This window comes from Pseudomonas sp. TE21394, from assembly GCF_054057835.1.
The window spans coordinates 3,143,317-3,166,262 of sequence record NZ_JBSRZR010000001.1; the positions used below are offsets into that span (position 1 = coordinate 3,143,317).

The window sequence follows — 22,946 nt, forward strand, 5'->3', positions numbered from 1 at the left end:
GCGGGATGAGGCGTGGAACTTTAACCTGGGCGCAGGGACCGGTAAGATGCGCGTCTGGTTTTTCCCCCTCGCAACCCTTCTAGGACACCCCGCCATGAGCATCAAATCGGACAAGTGGATTCGCCGCATGGCGCAGGAACACGGCATGATCGAACCGTTCGTCGAGCGCCAGGTGCGCGGCGAACAGGACAACCGGGTGATTTCCTTCGGCGTCTCCAGCTACGGCTACGACGTACGCTGCGCCGACGAATTCAAGGTGTTCACCAACATCAATTCGGCCACCGTCGACCCGAAGAACTTCGATGCCGGTAGCTTCGTCGACATCAAGAGCGACGTCTGCATCATCCCGCCGAACTCGTTCGCCCTGGCGCGCACCGTCGAATACTTCCGCATTCCACGTGACGTGCTGACCATCTGCCTGGGCAAAAGCACCTACGCGCGCTGCGGCATCATCGTCAACGTCACCCCGCTGGAGCCCGAGTGGGAAGGCCACGTGACGCTGGAGTTCTCCAATACCACCACGCTGCCGGCGAAGATCTACGCCAATGAAGGCGTGGCGCAGATGCTGTTCCTGCAGTCCGACGAAGAATGTGAGGTGTCGTACAAGGACCGCGGCGGCAAGTACCAGGGCCAGCGTGGCGTCACCCTGCCGCGTACCTGAGCCGACAGGCGCGGGGAATTACCCGCGCCTTTGGCACTCCAACAGGTAATGCCGGTGCGCACGATGCGCAGCGGCCTTGTCAGGAGCAGCCAATGAAACTCCATCCCGCAATCAGTGCCAAGCTGGCAGTCCTGCAGCCCAACCAGGTGGGGTTGTTGTCCTGGTCACTGCTGGCGCACCCGCTGCCGATGCAGGCGGGGGGCGTACCCCACCAGCCTGACCCCGATACACCACAGCCGCCGGGGCCGGGCGAGACCCAGCCCATGGAGCCGGGCGAGCCGACCCTGCCTGACGAACCGCCTCCGGGGCCCGTCGCCTGAACGTCGCTAAAGCGCCCAGACACGCCCTGCACCGGCCAGGAACACGCGGCTGGTGGCAGGGGCGGCGATTTCCCAGCCCCCGGTGAATTCACCGAACGCCGGCAGCAGGCTCACCTGGCCATCGACCAGGAAGCACGGCAGGCGCAGGCGCTGCCGCGCCTTGCCGCGCAGGACGAAGACCGGGTGGACATGGCCTGCCAGTACCGGGTGGGTCGGGTGAGGTCGCGGTTCGTGCTGTAGCGCGAAGGGTTCCAGCAGCCAGGGTTCGTCCATCACTTCGATACCGAGCGAAGCGGGTGGATCGCCGGCGTTGTGGTCATGGTTGCCGCGTATCAGCACGATCCTCAGCGTCCGGTGTCGTTCGCGCCACGCCTGTAGCCTGGCCAGCGTCGCTGGCGCTCGCGCTGCACGCGCATGCAGGAAGTCGCCCAGGACGATCAGTTGCTCGCATGCATGTGCGGCCAACAACGCATCCAGACGGGCAAGCGTCGCTGTGGTGGTGCCACGCGGTACCGGTTGATGCAAGGCGCGATAGCTTGCGGCCTTGCCGATGTGCAGGTCCGCCACCAGCAGGGCGCGGCGTGCTGGCCAGTAGATGGCCTTGTCGGGAAGCAGCCAGAGCTGCTGGCCACAGTGCTCGATGGGTAGTAGACCGGTCATTCACCAGCACCCGCTGCACTTTCCAGTTCGGCGACCATCCGTGCAATCCGGTCCGCCAGTTTCTCCGTGCTCAGGGTTTCGCGCATGCCCTCCACCAGCAAGGCAAACGCCAACGGCCCCGGCCGCTTCAGCAATTGCAGGTCGAGCCGCAACCGCCCCATTTTCAACAATTGCCGATGCAGGCGCTCGATCTCCAGTTCTTCATTCAACACTTCGTCCCGCGCCTGGCCCAGCAGCAAGTTGCCAGCGTCATGCTTGCGGAAAACCTCGTAGAACAGTCCGCTGGAAGCCTGGATCTGCCGCAGGCTTTTCTGAGCCGCCGGGTAGCCGCCAAATACCAGCCCGGCAATCTGGGCAATCTCGCGGAAACGCCGCAATGCCATTTCTCCCGCGTTGAGGCTGGCCAGCACATCGTCCAGCAGGTGCTCGGTAGCCAGCGCCTGCGGCAGATGGGTCGCCCAATCCACCTGGCTGGGGCTGAGCAGTTCGAACCCATAGTCGTTGACGGCGATCGAAACCGACAGCGGCTGTAAGCGGCTCACCCGCCAGGCAATCAGGTTGGCCAGACCCAGGTTGGCCATGCGCCCGGCAAACGGATACAGGAACAGATGCCAGCCCTGGCGGGATCTGAAGGTTTCGGCCAGCAAGGTGTCGACGGAAGGCAGCGCCGACCATTGGGCCTGCAAGGCCAGCAGCGGCCGTGCTGCACGCATCTCCGGGCCATCGAAGTGCCCGTGCGCTGCTGCATCGAGTTGCTCGACCAGGGCGTCGGCCAGTTCGCTGGAAAGCGGCATGCGGCCGCCATTCCAGCGGGCAACCGCCGCCTTGCGTGCGCTGCTGCGGCGCACGTAGGCGGTCATGTTCTCCACTCGCACCAGTTCCAGCACACGCCCGGCGAACACCAAGGTATCGCCAGGGCGCAAACGGGCGATGAACGCTTCTTCGACGCTGCCCAGCGCCTTGCCGCCGCCGCCCTTGCTCCAGTACTTGAGCTGCAGGCTGGCGTCGCTGACGATGGTGCCGATACTCATGCGGTGACGGCGAGCCAGGCGTTCGCTGGCAACCTGGTAAACGCCGTCGGCCTGGCGCTCGACGCGCTGGTAGTCGGGGTAGGCGCTGAGCGAGCTGCCACCATGGCAGACGAAGTCCAGCGCCCATTGCCACTGGCTGTCGCGTAACGCTCGAAATGCCCAGGTGCTGCGTACCTCTTCGAGCAGCAGTTCGGCCTGAAAGCCACTGCCCAGGGCCATGCTGACCAGGTGCTGCACCAGCACGTCCATGCACAGGCGTGGCGAATGGCGGGCCTCGATGTGCCCGGCGGCCAGGGCCCGCCTGGCGGCGGCTGCCTCTACCAGTTCCAGGCTGTGAGTAGGCACCAGGGTAACCCGCGAGCGTCGCCCCGGTGCATGGCCGGAGCGCCCGGCCCGCTGCATCAGGCGGGCAATGCCCTTGGCCGAACCGATCTGCAGCACGCGCTCGACTGGTAGAAAGTCCACGCCCAGGTCCAGGCTGGAGGTGCAGACTACCGCTTTCAGGCTGCCCTGCTTGAGGCTGCGCTCGACCCAGTCACGCGTTTCACGGGCCAGTGAGGCATGGTGCAGGGCGATCAGCCCGGCCCAGTCGGGGCGGGCTTCGAGCAGGGCCTGGTACCAGAGTTCGGCCTGGGCCCGGGTGTTGGTGAACACCAGGCAACTGCTGCTGGCATCGATCTCCCGGCTGACCTGGTCGAGCATTTTCAAACCCATGTGCCCGGCCCACGGGAAGCGTTCGATGGCGGTTGGTAGCAGAGTATCGACCAGCAGCGGTTTGTCCTGCCGGCCTTGTACCAGCAAACCACCCTGAGGCAGCAATACATCCAGTGCATGCTGCAGGTTGCCAAGGGTCGCGGACAGGCCCCAGGTGGGCAGGCCCGGGCGCCAGCGGCGCAGGCGTGCCAAGGCCAGTTGCAGTTGTACCCCGCGCTTGTTGCCCAGCAGTTCGTGCCATTCGTCCACTACTACCAGGCGCAATGTGGCGAAGTCGTTGTGGGCTTGTGCGCGGGTCAGCAGCAGGGTCAGGCTTTCGGGTGTCGTGACCAGCACGCTGGGCAGGCGCCGCGCCTGGCGGGCACGTTCGGCACTGCCGGTATCGCCGCTGCGCACGCCCACGCTCCACGGCAAGCCGAGCTCGTCCAGCGGCGCCTGCAGGGCACGGGCGGTATCGGCGGCCAAGGCTCGCATCGGCGTCACCCACAGCACCTGCAACGGCGCAGCCTGTCGCCCCTGGGCTTCGGCCTTGAAGGCACGCAGCGCGGCAAGCCATACCGCGTAGGTCTTGCCGGCGCCGGTACTGGCATGCAGCAGGCCGGATTCGCCGCGTGCCACGGCGGCCCAGACACGGCGCTGGAAAGCGAACGGCTTCCAGCCACGCTTGGCGAACCAGGCGTTGGCGAGGTCGGTGGCGGCGGGCATGGGGCATGGGTCCTTGGCGGGCTGTGTCTCTACAGACAACCCGCCAGCTGCAATGGTTTTACCCGGTCAGTTAGCCAGCAGGTAGCCGCTGCGGCACACCTGCGCGCCGGCCACGTGGGCGATGACCATGCCAGCGGTAGCCATGCGCCGTACGCTGCGCGCATACAGCAGGCCTGGCTGGTGGTTGCGCACGGCAGTCACCCGGTCGCTGAGCGGGTCGATGACTTCGGCAATCAGTTGGCCAGCCTCGAGGGTTTGCCCAGGCTTTGCGTGGTACACCAGCAGCCCGCCCAACGGCGCTATCACAGGCTCGACCGCGGCCAGTGGCGTAGCAGGGTTGCGCAAGGCAGGCAGAGCAGTGGCGGCACCTTCGATGACCCCCGTGTGGGTCAGGAAATCGAGAAGCGCCTGGCAGTCCTTGCTGGCCAGCTCATGGCTGACATCGGCCTGGCCACGCAACTCGACCGTCACCGAGCAGCAGCCCAGCGGGATCGGGAAGCGCTTGCCGAAGCGCTGCTGCAACTGCCACCAGACCAGGCTGAAGCATTCATCGAACGACTGCCCGCCCGAGTCGGTGGCCAGCAGGCTGGCCTGCGCGCCCAGGTAGCGCGCCAGCGGTTCGATCTGCGGCCAGGCGTCTGGCGTGGTGTACAGATGCTCCACGGCCTCGAAGTCACAGTGCAGGTCCAGCACCATGTCGGCATCGCAGGCCAGGCGCTGCAAGATCAGGCGCTGGGCCTGCAGCGGTGTGCGCGCCGGGTGTGCGTCCAGCCCGCGGCGCAGGTACTCGCGGATCAGGGCGAGGTTATGGGCCGGGTCTTGAGTCAGGTGTTCTTCGATCTGGTCGCCGATGCTGTCCGACAGGTCGACGAAATTGCGGTTGAAGTTCTCGCCGCTTTGCAGTTCGAAACGCCCCAGCGGTGCATCCAGCAGTACCTGTTCCAGGCCGACCGGGTTGGCCACCGGCACCAGAATGATCTCCTGTAGCAGGCGGCCTTGCTGTTCCAGTTCGGCCAGGCGGCGCTTGAGGTGCCAGGCCACCAGCATGCCGGGCAGTTCGTCGGCATGCAGCGAGGCCTGGATATACACCTTGCCGCCACCACGGGGGCCGTAGTGGAAGCTGTGCAACTGGCGGGTGATACCCGGAACGGGGGAGAGCAGGTCGTGGGTTGAATGGTGCATGGTCGTCCTGATTGCGTGGCGAAAACGGTCTGCGACACGGGTCGGCACACAGATAGAAGCATAGATTCCGTGACTGCGCCTCATCCGCTACCTGCAGGGTGAGCGCGCGGGCTTTTTCGCGGTCCGAATCGTCTCAAGCCAGCAGTGCCTGCAGGGTCGCCAGGTCATCCGCCTCTTCGACTGGCTTGTCCAGCCGCCAGCGCAGCATCCGCGGAAAGCGCACGGCAATGCCGCTCTTGTGCCTGCGGGACAGGGCGATGCCCTCGAAGCCCAATTCGAATACCAGCGTCGGCGTCACGCTGCGCACCGGGCCAAAGGTTTCGACCGTGGTCTTGCGGATGATGGCGTCGACCTTGCGCATCTCTTCATCACTGAGCCCTGAGTAGGCCTTGGCAAAAGGTACCAGCGCCCGCCCCGGCGTGCCGGCCGGCGCGTCCCACACGGCGAAGGTGTAATCGCTGTACAGGCTGGCCCGCCGGCCATGGCCGCGCTGGGCATAGATCAGCACGGCATCGACGCTGAACGGGTCGATCTTCCACTTCCACCAGGTGCCCATGTCCTTGGTTCGCCCTACGCCATACAAGGCCTCGCGCTGCTTCAGCATCAAGCCTTCCACCCCCAGGCTGCGTGACTGTTCGCGCTGGCGGGCAAGGTCGGCCCAGTCCGCGCCCTCGAGCAGGGGAGAGAGCACCACGGGTGCCAATGGGTGCTCCTCAAGCACCTGCTCCAACTGGCGGCGGCGCGCGTGCTGCGGCCGGCTGCGCCAGTCCTCGCCCTGCCATTCCAGCAGGTCGTAGGCCTGTAGCACTACCGGCGCATCGCTCAGCAGTTTCTTGCCCAGGGTCTTGCGGCCCAGGCGCTGCTGCAACAGGGCAAAGGGCTGTACCGCCAGTTCATCCGCCGAACTGCCCGGCTTCCACACCAGAATCTCGCCATCGAGCACGACCCCGTCGGGTAGTGTCTGCGCCAGGCTGTGCAGCTCGGGGAAGCGCTCGGTGACCAGTTCCTCGCCACGCGACCAGACCCATAGCTGGCCTTCGCGCTTGACCACCTGGGCACGAATGCCGTCCCACTTCCATTCGATCTGCCATTCGCTCGGTGGGCCGAGCAGCGTATCGAACTGTTCGCTCGGCACTTGCAGCGGGTGAGCCAGAAAGAACGGGTAGGGCTGGCCACCACGCTGGCCATGTTCATCGTCTGATGCCGGGGCGACCAGATGCTGGTAGCTGGCGGCGGAGGGGCGGTGGCTGATGTCGGTGTAGCCGACCAGGCGCTGGGCCACGCGTTTGGCATCCAGCCCGGCCAGTTGTGCCAGGGCACGGGTGACCAGCAGCTTCGATACGCCAACGCGAAAGCTCCCCGTGATAAGCTTCAGGCACAGCATCAGGCTGGGGCGGTCCAGCTTTGCCCACAGCGGTGGCAGGCGTTGCTGGAGCTGTTCGACTGGCAGACCACGTAATGGCAGCAGATGCTGTTCGACCCAATAGGCCAGGCCATCGTCGCTCACGTGGTGGCTTTCCGGCACCAGCAGGGAAATGGTTTCGGCCAGGTCGCCAACGGCCTGGTAGCTTTCCTCGAACAGCCAGTCCGGCAGCCCCGCCAATGCACTGGCCAGCTCGCGCAACACCCGGGTTGGCACGAGCTGGCGAGGGCGACCACCGGCCAGGAAGTATACGGCCCAGGCGGCATCCTCAGCCGGGGCGTTGCTGAAGTAGTCACGCAAGGCCTGCAGCTTGGCGGCGCTGGAGGTGGTTGCATCCAGCCTCAGGTACAGGTCGGCAAACGCTTTCATGCGCCTGGCTCCGTGGCGACAGCGTCATCTTCCTCGCCGTATTCGGTTGCGAAGGCCCGAGCATCGAGGCCTTGTTCGTTCAAGTAGCGCACCAGTACGTTGACTGACCCGTGGGTGACCATTACCCGTTCCGCGCCGGTCTGGCCGATGGCCCATAGCAACCCCGGCCAATCGGCATGGTCCGAGAGTACGAAGCCACGGTCCACCCCGCGCCGTCGGCGGGTGCCACGCAACAGCATCCAGCCACTGGCGAAGGCATCGCTGTAATCACCGAAACGGCGCATCCAGCTGCTGCCACCGGCCGATGGTGGGGCCAGGACCAACGCCTGGCGCAGCAGCGGGTCGTTGCGCGGGATATCACCGGCGTAGCGGGTCTCTGGCAAGTAGACGCCAGCTTCCCGATATACCCGGTTGAGCGGCTCGACGGCGCCATGCACAAGGATCGGGGCAATGCTGGCGTCCAGCCCGTGGAGGATCCGCTGGGCCTTGCCGAAGGCGTAGCAGAACAGCACGCTGGCCTTGCCCTGTGCGCAGTTGGCGCGCCACCAGGCATTGATCCCGGAGAAAATTTCGCCTTGGCTGGGCCAGCGGTAGATGGGCAGGCCGAAGGTCGATTCGGTGATGAAGGTGTGGCAGGGCACCGGTTCGAACGGTGCGCAGGTGCCGTCCGGCTCCACTTTGTAGTCACCGGAGGCGACCCAGACCTCGCCCTGGTACTCCAGACGCACCTGCGCCGAGCCCAGGACATGCCCGGCCGGGTGCAGGCTCAGGGTAACGCCATGGTGCAGCAGGCGTTCGCCGTAGGGCAGGGTCTGCAAGTTGATGTCCTGGCCGAGGCGGCTGCGCAGGATGCCGGCGCCAGGGCTGGCGGCCAGGTAATGGCCATTGCCGATGCGGGCGTGGTCGCCGTGGCCATGGGTGATCACAGCTCGGTCCACGGGCCGCCACGGGTCGATGTAGAAATCACCGGGCGGGCAGTACAGGCCTTCGGGGCGGGCGATGACGAGGTCCATGGCTCAACGTCTGCAATAGGGCTTGCTAGCTCAGAGTGCCGAGGGCCGCGGCAAGTTCGATGTGTGAGGCAGCCCTCTGGAGGGCTGCCCGTACCGCGTCAGGCAATAGCGATCTTCCAGCCTGATTTTCGGGCTTCTTCGATAGTGATCTTGGCAATGCGGGAGATGTTCAGGCGTTTGCCATCATGCATCAGGTAGGGGGCAGTACGGAAGTAATCCCATGTGGTCTCGGCGCTGCCTGGCAGCAGGTCCTTGGTGTCATAAGAGATTTCCAGGGTGGCTGGTGAAGTAACCGCAGGGGCGCTGGCATCTCCGTCGCTGATCATGCAGTAGTCGGCGTTGGCGGTACCTACCCAAAGTTGGGCATTGACGGTGGCGCCAGCAGGAACTTTGAGGGTATCAGGCCAGGAAATCTCGATTTTCAGGGTTTCTGTAGTCATGTTGGTCATCCTCTTGATGGAAAAACTGCCGCAGCTGTCCGGGAACAGTGCGACACCGAGGATGCTAGGTAGCTGGGTTGCTGCGGGTAAGCGGGAACTGCTCCCTAGCGACCGGGCACCAGCGTCAAACGCTGGTTGCCATACGCCTGCCCGAAGTTCCGCTGCTGCAGCGGCAGGCTCATGAAGTGCCCCTTGAACCAGGCATCCAGCCCGTCACCGTAATGGGCACTGGCCGGGTTGCCGGACTGTCCGCTGCTGGTCAGCACCTGTAACGGCTCGGCCTGGCCGAAGTCGACGATCATCCGTGCCGAGGCCGGCAGGCGGGCATCGAAGTCGCTGCCCCAGGCGTAGGGCGTCAAGGCCAGGGTGGTGAAGTCACCACCGGCGGGCTGCGGCGAACGGTGGATGGCATCGCCCAGGCCATGGTAGGTCGGTGCTGGCCAGCGGTACTGGTGCAGCTTGCCCCACTGCCAGGCGCGGCGATCGGCCCCCAGTTGCGTGGTGCCGGCATCGATGGCGCCGGCCAGGCTTCGGGCCAGGATGGCCGGCTTGTCTTCTTTCTGCGGGGTGTTGCGGTCGTCCCACAGCGGGCTGTCGTCGCGCCCCAGCAGGTGGTCGGCTTGCGCCGAGAATGACATCCGCGCATTGCTGACGAAGGCCTGCCAGGCCGCGCCGGACTCCGGGCCGAGGTCGTCGAGGAAGGTCTGTCGCGCCACTTCCTGAAGGAACAGTTGGTACAGTGCGGCATCGGCCGACACCGGGCTCAGGCGGCCATCGAAGGCCTTGAGCCGAGCCAGTGCTTCGCGGGCCTTGTCACGCTGTGCGGCGGGGAGGGCATCGATCGCCTGCTTCAGCGGCTGGGCCATGCCAGGGGCGTCGAACACCTGCTTGAGCTTGTCGGCCAGCAGGGTGACCTGGTCGTTCTGCAGGGCCATCAGGCTGCGGCTGTCATGGCGGCCATTGCCGGCCAACTGCGCCAGGCGTTCGGCCCGCTCGGGGTAGTACCAGGTGCTGGACAGTTGCATGCCATAGCCGCGCGGCAGGCTGCGCTGGTTGGCGTGGCCGATCCAGCCGGCTGGCGGGTCCTGGTCGTAAGGGTGCAGCATCGGGTCGGCAAAGCCGTCCCAGTCGTAGCGTGCGTCCCAGCCCGGCGATGGCAACAGCCCCTGGCCTTCGCGGCGGTTGGGGTAGCGGCCGCTGACTTGCCAGCCGATGTGCTCGGGCTCGGCGAAGACGAAGTTGAGGGCGGCGGCAGTCACTTCACGGGTACTGTCGAAGGCGCGCTCCACGTTCTGGGCGCGGGTCAGGTCGAACAGCGCGTCGAGGCTGCGATCCTCCTTGAACTGCGGCAGGTTCAGCGCCAGGCCCAGGCTGGCATTGCCCGGTTGCGCCAGCAGGGTGCCGTGGCGGGTGTCGTACAGGACTTCGCGCAGTGGGCGCTGGCCGCGAACGAAGAAGGTTTCGCTACGAGCGCGGGCCGGTAGCCATTTGCCGTCGGCCAGATAGCTCACCTGGCTGCCCTGGTGGCGCAGTTGCTCCAGATACAGGTCCTGGTTGTCGGCCATGACCGCGCTGCTGCTCCAGGCCAGCTTGCCGTTGTATCCGGCCAGCACGATTGGCAGGCCGGGCAACGACAGCCCGGCGACCTGGTACTTGCCGGTATGGATCTGCACCGGGCTCAGGGCCCAGGCGGCGCGGCTGTCGCTGGCCAGCAGGCTCTTGCCACTGCGGCTGCGTTGCGGCGCCAGGGCCAGGTTGGCCGAGCCGGGGCTGCCCAGCAGGCCGAGGTCGGCCAGCTTCTGGCTGGCGGCGGCCAAGGCTGGCAGGCCGGGCAACTGGCTGGCCAGGTTCAGGCCCTTGAGCTTGTCCAGCTCGGCTTCGGCCAACGGCTCGTCCGGGGCACCGGGCAACAGCCAGGCCAGCTTGTCGCTGCCGGCTTTCTGCGCCAGGACCAGGGCGCTCAGTTCTTCCTGCAGGTTCACCGACTGGCTGAAGGCGTACAGGCTGAAGATCAGTGCCGAATCCTCGGGCTTCCAGTATTCCGGGCGATAACCACTGCTGGCCAGGCTGGCGGGCAGCCTGTCGCGGTAGCGGAACAGGTAAGCGTTGACCCCGCGTGCATACACCTCGAAAAAGCGTTTGAGCCGTGGTGACGCTTCGGCGTACTGCTGAGCGGCGCTCTGTTTGAGGTTGGCGGCGCGCATCAGCCGGTCTATGTCCAGCGCGTCGCTGCCGGCCAGCTCGGCCAGGCGGCCTTGGGCGAGCAGGCGCATGGCAACCATCTGTTCGATGCGGTCACCGGCGTGCACGTAGCCCAGGCTGAACAGGGCGTCATGGAAGCTGCTGCTTTCGATCAAAGGCGCACCCATGGCGTTGCGCCGTACCGAGACGTTCTGTGCCAGGCCCTTGAGCGGCTGCACACCGCTGGCCGGTGGTACGCTGTCCTGATAGCCGCCCGTCTGGCAGCCGGCCAGCCCGAGCATGCCGAGCAGCGTGGCAGCGGTTGCGAACCGCGGGCGGAAGGAAGGAAAGGCGGGGGCGGCCATGACAAGGGCTCCTGCAGGCGTGGCGGGTTTGGAAAGGCGCTAAGGTAGTAAGCGCGCAGGCGCCGTGCAAGGTCCCCGGGCGCTTTATTTGCCAGGGGCGGCTGAAACCTTGAAATGCAGGGCCACAGCGTCGGAAAAATGCGTGCAATTGATGCGCGCATGGCCTTGATAGGCCCGGCTGACGGCAAATGCCGAGCCTGGCATCAACATCACCTTGTGTTGCTCGAGGCGTTGCATGAAAGGTTGCAGGTCGGCCACGGCGGGGTGATAGACCCACAGGAACATGCCGCCCTGTGGCGTTACGTCGAACTGCCAGCCACGCGCCCGCAACAACTGCTGGGTTTGGGCCTGCTGCCGGATCAGGCGCTGCTGCAGGTCTTTCATGTGCCGGGCGTAGGTGCCATCGGAGAGGATGGTGTTGACGAAGCGTTCGCAGAACGCCGGCACGGCAACGCAGGTCAGCAGCTTCAGGCGCGTCAGGGGTTCGATCAGCGCAGCCGAACAGGCGATGTAGCCTACGCGCAGCGAAGCGGACAGGCACTTGGAGAAACTGCCGATGTAGATCACCCGCTCGAGGTTATCCAGTTCGGCAAGAGTCTGGCGTACGCCGGGACTGAAGTCGCCATACACGTCGTCCTCGACTATCAGGAAGTCGTGCTCGGTGGCCAGGCGCAGAATGTGGAAGGCAATGTGCGGGCTGATGTTGCCGCCGGTCGGGTTATGGAAGTTGCTGTTGCAGAAGAACGCCTTGACCTTGTGCCGGCCCAGGTGGGCTTCCATTTCCGCCACGTCCGGCCCGTCCTGGGTACGCCGCACGCCGAGCACATGGCCACCTGCCAGCTGGATCAGCTTGATCAGGTTGCCATTGCCGGGCTCGTCGACCAATACAGCGTCGCCTGGCTTGATCAGCAACCGCGCGACCAGGTCCAGCGCTTGCGTGGCACCCAACGTGGTCAGCAACTGGCTTGGCCGGGCCTCGATACGGGTCAGGCGCTGCAGGTGCATGCACAGTTGTCTGCGCATGGGCAAGTAGCCCTGGATGTCGCCATATTCCGCCAGCGAACTCTGCTCCAGCCGCGCGGTGCGGCGTATCGCCTTGGCCAGCAGCTCGGTGTCCCGCCAGGCCGGTGGCAGCCAGCCGCTGCCGAGCTTGGTGTAGCGCCGGTCACTTTGCAGCAGCGTGAACAATGGGTCGTCGGCCATGCTTGCCGGGGACTCGGCAGGGCCAGTCTCTGATGCACCAGGCTGCCGGCTGCCGCAGGCGACATAGTAGCCGCGGCCTGGGATGGCGGTCAGCACACCTTCGCTGACCAGCCTGGCATAGCTGGAGACGACATCGTGGTAACTGCAGTCGGCCGCCGCGCTCAGCTTGCGGATGGACGGCATGCGCTGGCCAGGCAGCCACTCACCGGCTTCGAGACGCTGTTTCAGTTGGTCATGCAGGTTGTTCGGGCGCATGGCGTGTCCGCCGGCTGTTAGAAAAAACAGTCTAACAGTTAACCCAAAAGTGCGTCTGCTGTTTGCATCTCAGGGCCCGGCAGGTGCCACCATGCACCCGTCGGCGCCGTAGCAGGGTGCCGGATAAGCGACCGTCCACCTACCTGAGCACATGCCATGTCGAGCACACTTCCGCGGCGCACTTACCTGTATTTCACGGCGCAATCGATCAACCTGACGACTGCGGTCATGTCGGTGACCATGGCCGCCACTGTCGGGGCAGCGCTGGCGCCTGCCAGCACCTGGTCCACCGTGCCTTACGGCTTCCAGTTCCTGTGCATGATGCTGGCCACTTACCCGGTCTCCAGGCTGATGAGCCGTATCGGTCGCAAGCGGGCATTCATGCTGGGCTCGATACCGCTGGCTGTATCCGGTATCAGCGGTTACCTGGCCGTGCAGGAACAGCACTTCGCGACGCTGGTGATCAGCCATTCGGCGCTGGGTATCTACATTGCGTTCGCCAACTTCAACCGCTTCGCCGCTACCGACGACCTGGCGCAACAGCTGAAGCCCAAAGCGCTTTCCCTGGTTGTGGCGGGCGGGGTGATCGCCGCCGTGGTCGGGCCGGCACTCACCCAATGGCTCCGCGACGTTGGCGGCTATCCACTGTTTGCGCTGTGTTACGCCGCCTTGCTTGGCCTCGCGGCAATGTCCTTGCTGGTCGCGGCCTGCCTGCCCGGCGATGCCGCACGGGCCAGCCTGGAGCAGGTGGAAAAACCGGCCGGCGCAAATGCCGCACCGCTCGGCCCGGTGCTGGCCCTGGCCATGGCAGTCGCCGCGCTGGGATACGGGATCATGAATCTGCTGATGATCCAGGCTTCCCTGCACATGGAACACATGCGGGAGGACTTCTCCGACGTGCGCCTGGCAATTCAGTGGCATGTGGTTGCCATGTTCGCACCCTCGTTCTTCACGGGCGCGATCATCCACAAGGTTGGGATCAGGGCGACCATCAGCGCCGGCCTGGGGCTGTTGATCGGCTGCGCGGCCATGAACCTGTGGTCGCACAGCTACGCCATGATGACCTTGTCGTTGATCGCCCTTGGCCTGGGCTGGAACCTGACCTACGTGGGCGGCGGGGCGTTGCTGGCGCAAGCGCTGCAGAACAGCCCGACAGCCATGCAGATGCAGGGAAAGAACGACCTGGCCATTGCCCTGTTCGCGACCGTTGGCGCTTTCAGCCCGTCGTTGTTGCTGGACACGGTCGGCTGGGACGCGACCAATGCCATCTGCATGGCACTGTGCATGGTGCTGCTCATGGCCGTCGGCTACGTACTGCGCGGCCCGGAGCCGGGGCGCGCAGCGGCAGTTCAGGTCAGGCGCCGTGGCACTTCTTGAACTTTTTCTGGCTACCGCACGGGCAGGGGTCGTTACGGCCAACGTCCTTCAGGGCGTTGCGTACTGGTTCCTGGTGGCCGTGGTTGCAGTGCGGGCCGTGGACGTGGCCATGATCGTGGTGGTGATCATGATCATGGTTGCAGTCAGGGCCATGGACGTGGGGTTGCTGGGACATTGCGGGGTTACTCCGGGTGATGATCGCCGGGGATTATCTCACCACTGCGCGACAAGTGCAGGTCCCGATGCAGGAGCAACCCGGTAGCCAGTTCACCCTGCAGGCTGTAATGCAGCGGCTGCCCGCTCTTGAGCAGCTTGGCCAAAGGTTTCAGGTGCTGCCACAGGTTGGTTCGCGCGGTGATCTTGAAAGTCCGTCGGCCATGCCCGCCGACACTGCGCCACAGGCTGGCTTCATCCTGCACCAGCAGCAGGTCGTTGAGACGTATGGCGTACGACAGGTTGCGGATGAACAGACGGCTGTCATTGGGGTTGTCGACTTGCAGGTGCAGCACGAACTCCTGCTCCAGCAACCGGGCCTTCACCGTCTCGACCTCGACCAGGCGTACCTCGGGTTCGCGCCAATCGCCGCCACCCCAGCTGCTGCAACCCGCCAGCAGTGCCAGGCAGGCGAGCAGCGGGCCGAGCAGCAGGCGGACGCGGGCGATCATGGTCAGCTACCCACGTAGCTGGCGCAGCATTTCTTGAACTTCTGGCCACTGGCGCAGGGGCAGGGGTCATTGCGCCCGGCCTTGAGCCCGACTGTAGGGTCGATGAAGTACCAGCGCCCGGCATGCTGGACGAAGGCCGAGCGTTCGCGGTGCTGGTGATCGCCCTCGTGATCGTGCCAGCGTGCGGTGAAGGTCACAAAGGCATGCTCAGGCTGGCCACCCAACACTTCCGCCGTTTCGACCTCAAGGCCGAGCCAGGTGCTCTGGGCACTCCAGGCGGCCATGGCGGCACGGTCCAGGTCGGCTTGCTGGGCCGGTAGGGTGGTGGCCACCAGGTAGTCGACCAGGCCCAGCACATAGGCACTGTAGCGCGAGCGCATCAGCGCCTGGGCATCGGGCGCCGGGGTGCCGGCATGGTAGTGCCCGCAACAGGCGTCGAGCAGGTTGCCACTGCCGCAAGGGCAGACCGAGACACTCATCTTCACCACCAGTACTTGCCAAAGTTTTCAGGGTTGGCCCAGAACTTGGCGTTGAGCCAGTCCGGTACCTGCTTGTAGTCATGTAGATCATAGGTGAACAGGCTCAAGACCTGCTCGTCACGGCAGAATTTCTCGCTGGCCGACATGGCCAGGGCGAAAAAGTCGGTGTCCTGCCAGCCACAGGCTGCCAGGTCGGCCAGCACTGCAACCCGGCTGGCATTGAGATTGCGCACTCCGCCGAGCAGTTCCAGGCCCGTGCGCTTGGGTAGATGCTCCAGGCAGTCCACCAGCAGCGCCAGGTCGAAGCGCTGGGCCGCGAGTTCGACCGGCAGCGGGCCAGGGGCTGCGGTGGCGATGGTCACCTGAGGGTGCGCCTGGGCGAAGGCGTCCAGCGCCGGAAAGCGCGTGCCCACCAGCAGCAGGCGTTGCGGGGTGAAGCGCTCGAGCAGGGCGGCCAGGGCCTGCTGCGGGGTGCGCTGGGAAAAGCGGTCGTTCATTGCAAGTCCTCTTCAAGTCGTCCAAGACTAGCGGGCCACAGCGTGTGGGCAAAGAGGCATGTGACCGCGTCGTGGCTTATTGCTGGCAGGGATCGAATGCGCGGTCTTTACTCCGAGAGATCGGCCTTATGCCGATTCCCCCTAGGAGAAGCAATGAAATGAGCATAGTACGCACAGCGATACCCCTGGTCCTGCTCACCAGTGTGTTGACTGGTTGTGCAGGTTTGCAAAAGACCGACTGGCCGAAATGTGCCGCCGTCGGGGGTGTAAGCGGCGCCGCCCTGGGCGCTATCGAAAGTTCCAGCTGGGCTGGCTGGGGCGCATTGCTGGGCGGTGGCCTGGCGGCAGGCTACTGCTGGGCCCATGGCGATGGCGACGAGGATGGCGATGGCGTGCCGGACAGCCGCGACAAGTGCCCCGGCACCCCGCGCGGCGTGCAGGTGGACGCCAATGGTTGCCCGCCTGAGCCGGCGCCAGTGGTCGAGGAAGTGGTGGTGCAGAAGGAAGAAGTCATCGTCATCCGCGATGTGCACTTCGAATTCGATTCCGCGCGCCTGACCGCCAGCGACAAGGAGCGCCTCAATACCATTGCCACCCGCCTGAAACAGGAAGCACCGTCCGCCCGCCTGAGCGTCAGCGGCCATACCGATAGCGTCGGTTCCGACAACTACAACCAGAAACTGTCCGAGCGCCGCGCCCACTCGGTCACCGATTACCTGGTCCAGAGCGGCGTGCCGCGCAGCAGCTTCGTGTCGGTTGCGGGCGCCGGTGAAACCCAGCCGGTGGCAGACAACGCCACGGCCGAGGGGCGTGCCATGAACCGCCGTACCGAGATCAAGATCCAGCGGTAGGGCGGTATGCGCCCGTGCCTTGAGCAGTGGCACGGGCATGCCTTCAACGGCGGTCAGCCGTCGGTGGCCAATGACACTGGAGCATTCAGCATGAGTGTGACGTCGAAGGCGGCGCTGCCGCTGTTGCTGGCTGCCAGCCTGCTTGCGGGCTGTGCCACCCACAGCGATGGCCGCGCGCCGCTCAACCAGAATACCTGGCCCCTCTGCAGCCTGCTCGGCGGCCTGGTCGGTGGTGGCCTGGGCGCCATCGAAAGTTCGAGCTGGGCGGCGGGTGGTGGTGCCCTTGGCGCCATTGCCGGGGGGCTGATCTGTTACGCCCAGGATGGCGACGAAGATGGCGACGGCATTTTCGACCGCCGCGATCGTTGCCGCGATACCTCGGCAAACACTGCGGTCGACCACATGGGTTGTCCGTTGAAGGTGTACCACGCATCGCCACCTGCCACTGAACCTGAACCCTCGCCGGAGGTGATCATCCTGGATGACAACGGCGCGGTGATGTTCGCCTTCGATTCCGCCGAGCTGACCCCGGCGGCCCAGCAGCGCCTGCAAGGCCTGGTGGCTGAACTCGGTTCACCGACGGTGGCCAGAGTCAGCGTGGTCGGGCATACCGACAACGTAGGCTCCGACAGCTACAACCAGGCACTTTCCGAACGCCGCGCCGGCAGCGTGGCCGTTTACCTGATCAGCCAAGGGCTGGAGGCGGGCAAGGTCACCAGCCAGGGGCGCGGTGAGAGTGAGCCGCTCACCGACAACGAAAGCGAGCAGGGCCGCGCCCGCAACCGACGGGTGGAACTGCACCTCGACTGAGTGGTGCTGGCGCCTGTCTTGATATTGCGGTTAATGTTGGCCGCACGGTCCGCACGGTCCGCACGGTCCGCACGGTCCGCACGGTCCGCACGGTCCGCACGGTCCGCTCGGACGGGCCGGCTTGACATAACAACAATCCATGGGGGCGGGATATGAGGTTCATCCTGGGCTTGGGCAAGTTCCTGACTGTCGCTTTCTGGGGCGTTGTGCTGTTCAATCAGTTGATGCCGCAACCCTTGCCCTTCAATCTGCTGATCAACGCGGCCGGCATCACGTTGCTGGGCCTGCATCTGCTCGAAGTGCTGTTCTTCAATGGCAGCCTGCGCGGGCGCAGCCACCGCTGGTTCGATCGCCTGCAGATCCTGTTGACGGGTATCTTCCATGTCATGTCCATTCCCCGTGTGCAGGAGGCGCCGCGAAACGCGTAGTCTGGTGCTGGTTGCCTGGTGTACCGCACGAACTGATCCTGCAGCGCCTGTGAAGCCTCACCGTATTCCCTTGTAGGAGGGGCCTTGCGTCGCGAGGGGCTGCGCAAGGCCGCTTCTGCAGGGTAGCGCAGAGTCTCAGATCATCAGCCGCGAACTGGCCACAGCTACCACCACCAGGCCTAGCAGCAGGTTGATCCCCACCATCCGCCGAATCCGCCCCAGCACTGCCGCACCCGCCGGCCAGTCCTCGACCTGCACCGCCGCCCTCAGTTCCGGCAGCAGCAACGCCTGGATGCGCATGAACAGGGCAAACATGGCGATGCCCCCGCCGATCATCACCTGCACATACTTCGGTGCAGTCTCGAAGCCGCTGAAGCGCATGTGCAACATGCCGATACCACTTATCGCCAAAATCGCCACCGCCAGCCAGACCCAAGCGAAGAAGCGTCGGAAAACTTCCACCCACAAGCGCAGCCGGGCAGGCCCTTCAAGGGCTGCAACCGTTGCCGGGCGTAATACCAGCCAGGCGAAAAACATGCCGCCCACCCACACCAGGGCGGCCAGGACATGCAATGTGTAGGGCAGGGCAAAGGCGAGCATCCGGATCTCCATGCGGCATAAAGGGCAATAGCGGGGTATGATAGCCGCCCCATGCGAAACACTGAAAATATATCCAGCCCGCCGGGCGCCTGCAGACCATGATCAGCAACGAACTCAAAGCCACCATCCAGGGCGCCTACACGCGTTTTCTCGAAGCCAAGAGCCTCAAGCCACGCTATGGCCAGCGCCTGATGATCGCCGAAGTGGCCAAGGTGCTCGGCGACATCGCGTGCGATGACGAAGGCCGCCGTGCCGGCGAGCCTGCCGTGGTGGCAGTGGAGGCGGGCACCGGTACTGGCAAGACGGTGGCCTACAGCTTGGCTGCCATTCCGGCCGCCAAGGCCGCCGGCAAGCGCCTGGTGATCGCTACCGCCACCGTGGCGCTGCAGGAGCAGATCGTCTTCAAGGACCTGCCCGACCTTATGCGCAGCAGCGGCCTGAACTTCAGCTTCGCCCTTGCCAAGGGACGGGGCCGCTACCTGTGTCTGTCCAAGCTCGACATCCTGCTGCAGGAGGGCCACGCTCAGTCGGCCACCGCCCAGCTGTTCGAGGAGGAAGGCTTCCACATCGAAGTCGACGAGCGCAGCCAGAAGCTGTTCAACAGCATGATCGAGAAGCTTGCCGGCAACCGCTGGGACGGTGACCGCGACAGCTGGCCCGAAGCCCTGGAAGACAAGGACTGGGCGCGACTGACCACCGACCACAGCCAGTGCACCGGCCGCCATTGTCCGAACTTCCAGCAGTGCGTTTTCTACAAGGCGCGCGAAGGCATGGGCAAGGTCGACGTGATCGTCACCAACCACGACATGGTCCTGGCCGACCTGGCGCTGGGCGGCGGTGCGGTGCTCCCCGACCCGCGCGACACCATGTATGTCTTCGATGAAGGCCACCACCTGCCAGACAAGGCCATCGGCCATTTCGCCCACTATTCACGCCTGCGCTCCACTGCCGACTGGCTGGAGCAGACCGCCAAGAACCTGACCAAGCTGCTGGCCCAGCACCCGCTGCCCGGCGACCTGGGCAAGTACATCGAGCAGGTGCCCGAGCTGGCGCGGGAAGTGCGTACCCAGCAGCAGTTCATGTTCACCCTGTGCGAGCAGGTCGCCGATTTCCGCCCCGGCGAGGACAACGAAGGCCGTGAGCGCCCGCGCTACCGTTTCGAAGGCGGTGTGGTGCCGGAGCAGATCCGCGAAGTGGGCATCGAGCTGAAAAAGGGCTTTGCCCGTCTCAACGACCTGTTCACCCGCCTGGCCGACCTGCTCAAGGAAGGCATGGACGGTGAGGTCAACATCGGCATCGCCAGCCACCAGGCTGAGGAGTGGTACCCGCTGTTCGGCAGCCTGGTAACCCGTGCCCAGGGCAACTGGGAGCTATGGACGGCCTTTACCGCCGAAGACCCGGAAGACAGCCCGCCCATGGCGCGCTGGCTGACCCTGGCCGAGAGCGGGGCACTGTTTGATATCGAGGTCAACGCCAGCCCCATCCTGGCCGCCGACATGCTTCGTCGTAGCCTGTGGAACGTTGCCCACGGCGCGTTGGTGACCTCAGCGACGCTGACCGCGCTGGGCAAGTTCGACCGCTTCCGCATGCGCTCGGGCTTGCCGCGTGACGCAGTCACCTGCGTGGTACCCAGCCCGTTCGTGCATGGCGATGCCGGCCTGCTGCGGGTACCCGACCTCAAGGCCGACCCGCGCGATGCAGCGGCGCATACCGCGGCAATCATCCGCGAATTGCCGAATATCGTGGAAGAGGCCCGTGGCGCGCTGGTGCTGTTCTCCTCACGCAAGCAGATGCAGGACGTTTTCGATGGGCTGGACCGTGACTGGCGCAAACTGGTGCTGATCCAGGGCAACCTGTCCAAGCAGGAAACCCTGAACAAGCACAAGGCGCGGGTCGACGACGGCCAGCACAGCGTACTGTTCGGCCTCGCCAGCTTTGCCGAAGGGGTCGACCTGCCGGGGGCGTATTGCGAACACGTGGTGATTGCCAAGATTCCCTTCGCCGTTCCCGACGACCCGGTCGAAGCAGCATTGGCGGAATGGATCGAGGCCCGCGGTGGCAACCCGTTCATGGAAATTGCCGTGCCCGATGCCTCGCTGCGGCTGATCCAGGCCTGCGGCCGTCTGCTGCGAACCGAACAGGATCGCGGCATTATCACCTTGCTTGATCGGCGCCTGGTCACCCAGCGCTACGGCAAGGCTATTCTCAATGCGCTGCCGCCGTTCCGGCGGGAGATTTCCTGACTGCCGGAGCAGTTGCTCCGGCGCGTTGTCCATTCCTCAGTCGTGGGCCATGAGGGCCCTGAAGGAGAGCCCAAGCCTTATGGCCAGCCGCACCCTGCCCGCCGTTCTCGCCCTGTTGTTCAGCTCACCCTTGCTGGCGGGGCAGCAGACGCTATTCAGCTTCGTGCGCCCGGCCTCGGTGGTCAATGTGCTGACCGAGGATGCCGGCCTGCCGCAGTACAATGCGGAGCAGACGGCTGAAGGCGAGGTATTGCGGCGTGTGGTGTTCAACCCGGCCCAGCGGCCGACGCTGCGCCTGAGCCCGCAAAGCGGGGTGTGGGACTGGTCCGCTGGGCAGTTCCTGACCATGCGCCTGCAAAGCGCAATGGATTGGGCGCTGACCCTGGACGTCACGGTGCAGGGCAGTGATGGCCGCACCTTGACCAGCCGCATCGACTTGCCGGCCGGCCCCGCCCAGACCGTGATGGTACCGTTGATGGCCAGCTCGCCGCTCAGTCAGGGCATGCGCGCCGGCCCACCAATGCCCTGGAACCATGATGGCCAGCGCCTGTTGCTGGCCAGCAGCGCCGGTGCTGTAGACCTCAAGCAAGTGGCCTCGGTCAGCTTGAGCATCCCCAGCCCCAAGGTGGCGCAAAGCTTGTTGATCGAGCGGGTGGGCATCCAGGATGACGACCGGGCTTACCAGGCGGCCTACCATGAGCTGATCGACGCCTATGGCCAGTCCACTCGTGGCAACTGGCCAGAAAAGGTTGTCAATGACGAACAGCTCAAGGCGGCTGACGCGCGCGAGCAGCAACAGCTCAAGGGCTGGCTGGCAGACCGTGGCAAGCAGCAACTGGATGCCTACGGTGGCTTGCTGGCCGGGCCGGCGTTCGAGGCCAAAGGCTTCTTCCGCACCGAAAAACGCGATGGCCGCTGGTACCTGGTAACACCGGACGGGCACCCCTTCTACTCGTTGGGGGTGAATGCCGTCGCCGCCGATGGCGGGCGCACCTACATCACCGGGCGTGAGGGCATGTTCAAGGCGTTGCCGGGTACAGGTGATGCGCTGGCCGCCTTTTATGGCGAAGGCAACAACGACGACGGCAATGCCTCGTCGCAAGGGCGCAACTTCAAGCAGGGGCGCTGGTTCGACTTCTATGCTGCCAACCTGCAACGCACCTATGGCAAACCCTGCCCGTCCGCAACAGACGGGCAACCGGCCAATTGCCCACCGCTGGTGCTGGATGCCGCCCGTTGGCAGGGGCACGCGCTCGATCGCCTGCAAGCCTGGGGTTTCAACACGCTCGGCAACTGGAGCGAGCCGGCCCTGGGCCAGGCCAGGCGCATGCCGTACACCTTGCCGCTGTCGATCGTGGGCGACTACGCCAGCATCAGCACCGGCATGGACTGGTGGGGGCGCATGCCCGACCCGTTCGACCCGCGTTTTGCCATGGCCACCGAGCGTGCCGTGGCTATTGCCGCCCGCGATCACCGTGACGACCCATGGCTGATCGGCTATTTCGCCGACAATGAACTGGCGTGGGCCGCCCCTGGCAGTGACCCCAAGGCCCGTTACGGGCTGGCTTACGGCACGTTGCGCCTGACTACCGATGTGCCAGCCAAGCGCGCTTTCCTCAAGCAGCTGCGCGACAAGTATCGCAACCAGGAAGGCCTGTCCAGAGCCTGGGGTATCGAACTGACCGCCTGGGAACTGATGGAGGACCCAGGCTTCGAAGCACCGCTGCCGAACCCCGAGCACCCGGAGATCGAGCGCGACTACCAATATTTCCAGAAGGTATTTGCCGATACCTACTTCAAGACCATTGCCGACTCGCTGAGGTGGCATGCGCCGAATCACTTGCTACTGGGTGGCCGTTATGCCGTCAGCACGCCCGAGGCAATCAAGGCCTGCGCCGAATTCTGCGATGTGCTCAGCTTCAACTTCTATACCCTCAAGCCGCAGGATGGCTACGACTTCGCCAGCCTGGTCGAGCTGGACAAGCCGGTGCTGGTGTCCGAATTCCAGTTCGGCTCGCGTGATCGCGGCCCATTCTGGCCGGGGCCGCTGGAACTGGCGCGGGAAGAAGACCGTGGCCCGGCCTACGGCAATTTCCTCAAGGCGGCGCTGGCGCAGCCGATGATTGTCGGCGCGCACTGGTTCCAGTACCTCGATCAGCCGGCCAGCGGGCGGCTGATCGACGGTGAAAACGGTCACCTCGGCCTGGTGGCAATCACCGATATGCCGTATCCGGGATTTGTCGAGGCCGTGCGCAAGAGCAACCTGCAGGCCATGGACAAGCTGCGCGCCGAGTTGGAAAAGCCTGCCCCATAGGTCGGCCAGGCCTGGGCAGTTGCGGCCTTGGGTGGTGAAAGGGCCGCAAAGCGGTCCAGCCACTCTCCGCGCCAACGCTTCATCCCGGTGCTGCTACGCAGCCCATCGCGACACGAGGCCGCTCCTGCGGGGGCGTGGTGCGTTGCACCATTCGTCGCGA

Annotated in this window: 21 protein-coding genes; 8 read left to right on the top strand and 13 right to left on the bottom strand. The window is 65.1% G+C overall.

The genetic code is table 11. The features are described from left to right. The first annotated feature begins 94 nt into the window (after positions 1–94). Positions 95–661: a dCTP deaminase gene (dcd, locus tag ACVWZT_RS14485; protein WP_003254920.1), complete on the top strand. Its 567-nt coding sequence runs from the start codon at positions 95–97 to the stop codon at positions 659–661. A 92-nt stretch (positions 662–753) separates the two neighbouring features. Then, a complete protein-coding gene (locus ACVWZT_RS14490; protein ID WP_296230002.1) occupies positions 754–981 on the top strand; it encodes a hypothetical protein in 228 nt (75 codons plus the stop codon). A gap of 6 nt (positions 982–987) precedes the next feature. On the opposite strand, the gene pdeM is transcribed toward ACVWZT_RS14490, so the two are convergent. The 8 genes from pdeM to ACVWZT_RS14530 all read right to left on the bottom strand — a co-directional run bounded on the left by pdeM (position 988) and on the right by ACVWZT_RS14530 (position 12,522). Continuing rightward, a complete protein-coding gene (pdeM, locus tag ACVWZT_RS14495) occupies positions 988–1,641 on the bottom strand; it encodes a ligase-associated DNA damage response endonuclease PdeM (protein WP_457469955.1) in 654 nt (217 codons plus the stop codon). After that, complete coding sequence (locus ACVWZT_RS14500) at positions 1,638–4,091, bottom strand: ligase-associated DNA damage response DEXH box helicase (RefSeq protein ID WP_457469957.1); 2,454 nt, start codon at positions 4,089–4,091, stop codon at positions 1,638–1,640. The genes pdeM and ACVWZT_RS14500 overlap by 4 nt, the downstream gene beginning before the upstream one ends. A 66-nt stretch (positions 4,092–4,157) precedes the next feature. Further along, on the bottom strand, positions 4,158–5,273 hold the full coding sequence (locus tag ACVWZT_RS14505) for a succinylglutamate desuccinylase/aspartoacylase family protein (protein ID WP_457469959.1): 1,116 nt from the start codon (positions 5,271–5,273) through the stop codon (positions 4,158–4,160). Between the two features lie 133 nt (positions 5,274–5,406). Next, positions 5,407–7,065, bottom strand: coding sequence for an ATP-dependent DNA ligase (locus tag ACVWZT_RS14510; protein ID WP_296230007.1), 1,659 nt, complete (start codon positions 7,063–7,065; stop codon positions 5,407–5,409). Beyond that, positions 7,062–8,078: a ligase-associated DNA damage response exonuclease gene (locus tag ACVWZT_RS14515; protein ID WP_457469961.1), complete on the bottom strand. Its 1,017-nt coding sequence runs from the start codon at positions 8,076–8,078 to the stop codon at positions 7,062–7,064. Before ACVWZT_RS14515 ends, ACVWZT_RS14510 begins: the two co-directional genes overlap by 4 nt. Positions 8,079–8,176: 98 nt before the next feature. Continuing rightward, entirely contained in the window at positions 8,177–8,518 is a 342-nt protein-coding gene (locus ACVWZT_RS14520) for a hypothetical protein (RefSeq protein WP_296230009.1), read from the bottom strand. Between the two features lie 104 nt (positions 8,519–8,622). After that, entirely contained in the window at positions 8,623–11,064 is a 2,442-nt protein-coding gene (locus ACVWZT_RS14525) for a penicillin acylase family protein (protein WP_457469963.1), read from the bottom strand. A gap of 84 nt (positions 11,065–11,148) precedes the next feature. Beyond that, positions 11,149–12,522, bottom strand: coding sequence for an aminotransferase-like domain-containing protein (locus tag ACVWZT_RS14530; RefSeq protein WP_457469965.1), 1,374 nt, complete (start codon positions 12,520–12,522; stop codon positions 11,149–11,151). Between the two features lie 156 nt (positions 12,523–12,678). Between ACVWZT_RS14530 and ACVWZT_RS14535 the strand changes: the two genes are divergently transcribed. Next, positions 12,679–13,899: an MFS transporter gene (locus ACVWZT_RS14535; protein ID WP_296230014.1), complete on the top strand. Its 1,221-nt coding sequence runs from the start codon at positions 12,679–12,681 to the stop codon at positions 13,897–13,899. On the opposite strand, the gene ACVWZT_RS14540 is transcribed toward ACVWZT_RS14535, so the two are convergent. The 4 genes from ACVWZT_RS14540 to ACVWZT_RS14555 are packed head-to-tail and all read right to left on the bottom strand — an operon-like array spanning position 13,877 to position 15,540. Beyond that, positions 13,877–14,074 (bottom strand): SEC-C metal-binding domain-containing protein, encoded by a 198-nt coding sequence (locus ACVWZT_RS14540; RefSeq protein ID WP_003258907.1) that lies wholly within the window; start codon positions 14,072–14,074, stop codon positions 13,877–13,879. The two genes, ACVWZT_RS14535 and ACVWZT_RS14540, sit on opposite strands and share 23 nt — an antisense overlap. Before the next feature lie 7 nt (positions 14,075–14,081). After that, on the bottom strand, positions 14,082–14,564 hold the full coding sequence (locus ACVWZT_RS14545; protein ID WP_296230017.1) for an LEA type 2 family protein: 483 nt from the start codon (positions 14,562–14,564) through the stop codon (positions 14,082–14,084). A 2-nt stretch (positions 14,565–14,566) separates the two neighbouring features. Continuing rightward, positions 14,567–15,043 (bottom strand): YchJ family protein, encoded by a 477-nt coding sequence (locus tag ACVWZT_RS14550; RefSeq protein WP_457469968.1) that lies wholly within the window; start codon positions 15,041–15,043, stop codon positions 14,567–14,569. Between the two features lie 2 nt (positions 15,044–15,045). Beyond that, complete coding sequence (locus tag ACVWZT_RS14555) at positions 15,046–15,540, bottom strand: DUF6231 family protein (protein WP_296230019.1); 495 nt, start codon at positions 15,538–15,540, stop codon at positions 15,046–15,048. A gap of 158 nt (positions 15,541–15,698) precedes the next feature. Here ACVWZT_RS14555 and ACVWZT_RS14560 point away from each other — a divergent pair, with 158 nt between their 5' ends. From ACVWZT_RS14560 to ACVWZT_RS14570, 3 genes are all read left to right on the top strand, one after another. After that, entirely contained in the window at positions 15,699–16,391 is a 693-nt protein-coding gene (locus ACVWZT_RS14560; protein ID WP_296230020.1) for an OmpA family protein, read from the top strand. A gap of 90 nt (positions 16,392–16,481) precedes the next feature. Next, positions 16,482–17,201 carry an OmpA family protein gene (locus ACVWZT_RS14565; protein ID WP_457469970.1) on the top strand — a complete coding sequence of 240 codons (720 nt, stop codon included), beginning with the start codon at positions 16,482–16,484 and terminating at the stop codon, positions 17,199–17,201. Between the two features lie 152 nt (positions 17,202–17,353). Further along, entirely contained in the window at positions 17,354–17,629 is a 276-nt protein-coding gene (locus ACVWZT_RS14570) for a DUF1145 domain-containing protein (protein ID WP_296230021.1), read from the top strand. Positions 17,630–17,764: 135 nt separating this feature from the next. On the opposite strand, the gene ACVWZT_RS14575 is transcribed toward ACVWZT_RS14570, so the two are convergent. After that, positions 17,765–18,229: a CopD family protein gene (locus ACVWZT_RS14575; protein WP_296230023.1), complete on the bottom strand. Its 465-nt coding sequence runs from the start codon at positions 18,227–18,229 to the stop codon at positions 17,765–17,767. A gap of 98 nt (positions 18,230–18,327) precedes the next feature. Here ACVWZT_RS14575 and dinG point away from each other — a divergent pair, with 98 nt between their 5' ends. Together dinG and ACVWZT_RS14585 are read left to right on the top strand one after the other, a co-directional pair. Then, entirely contained in the window at positions 18,328–20,472 is a 2,145-nt protein-coding gene (dinG, locus tag ACVWZT_RS14580) for an ATP-dependent DNA helicase DinG (RefSeq protein WP_457469973.1), read from the top strand. Positions 20,473–20,551: 79 nt separating this feature from the next. After that, complete coding sequence (locus tag ACVWZT_RS14585; protein ID WP_457469975.1) at positions 20,552–22,786, top strand: beta-agarase; 2,235 nt, start codon at positions 20,552–20,554, stop codon at positions 22,784–22,786. Positions 22,787–22,946: the final 160 nt, after the last annotated feature.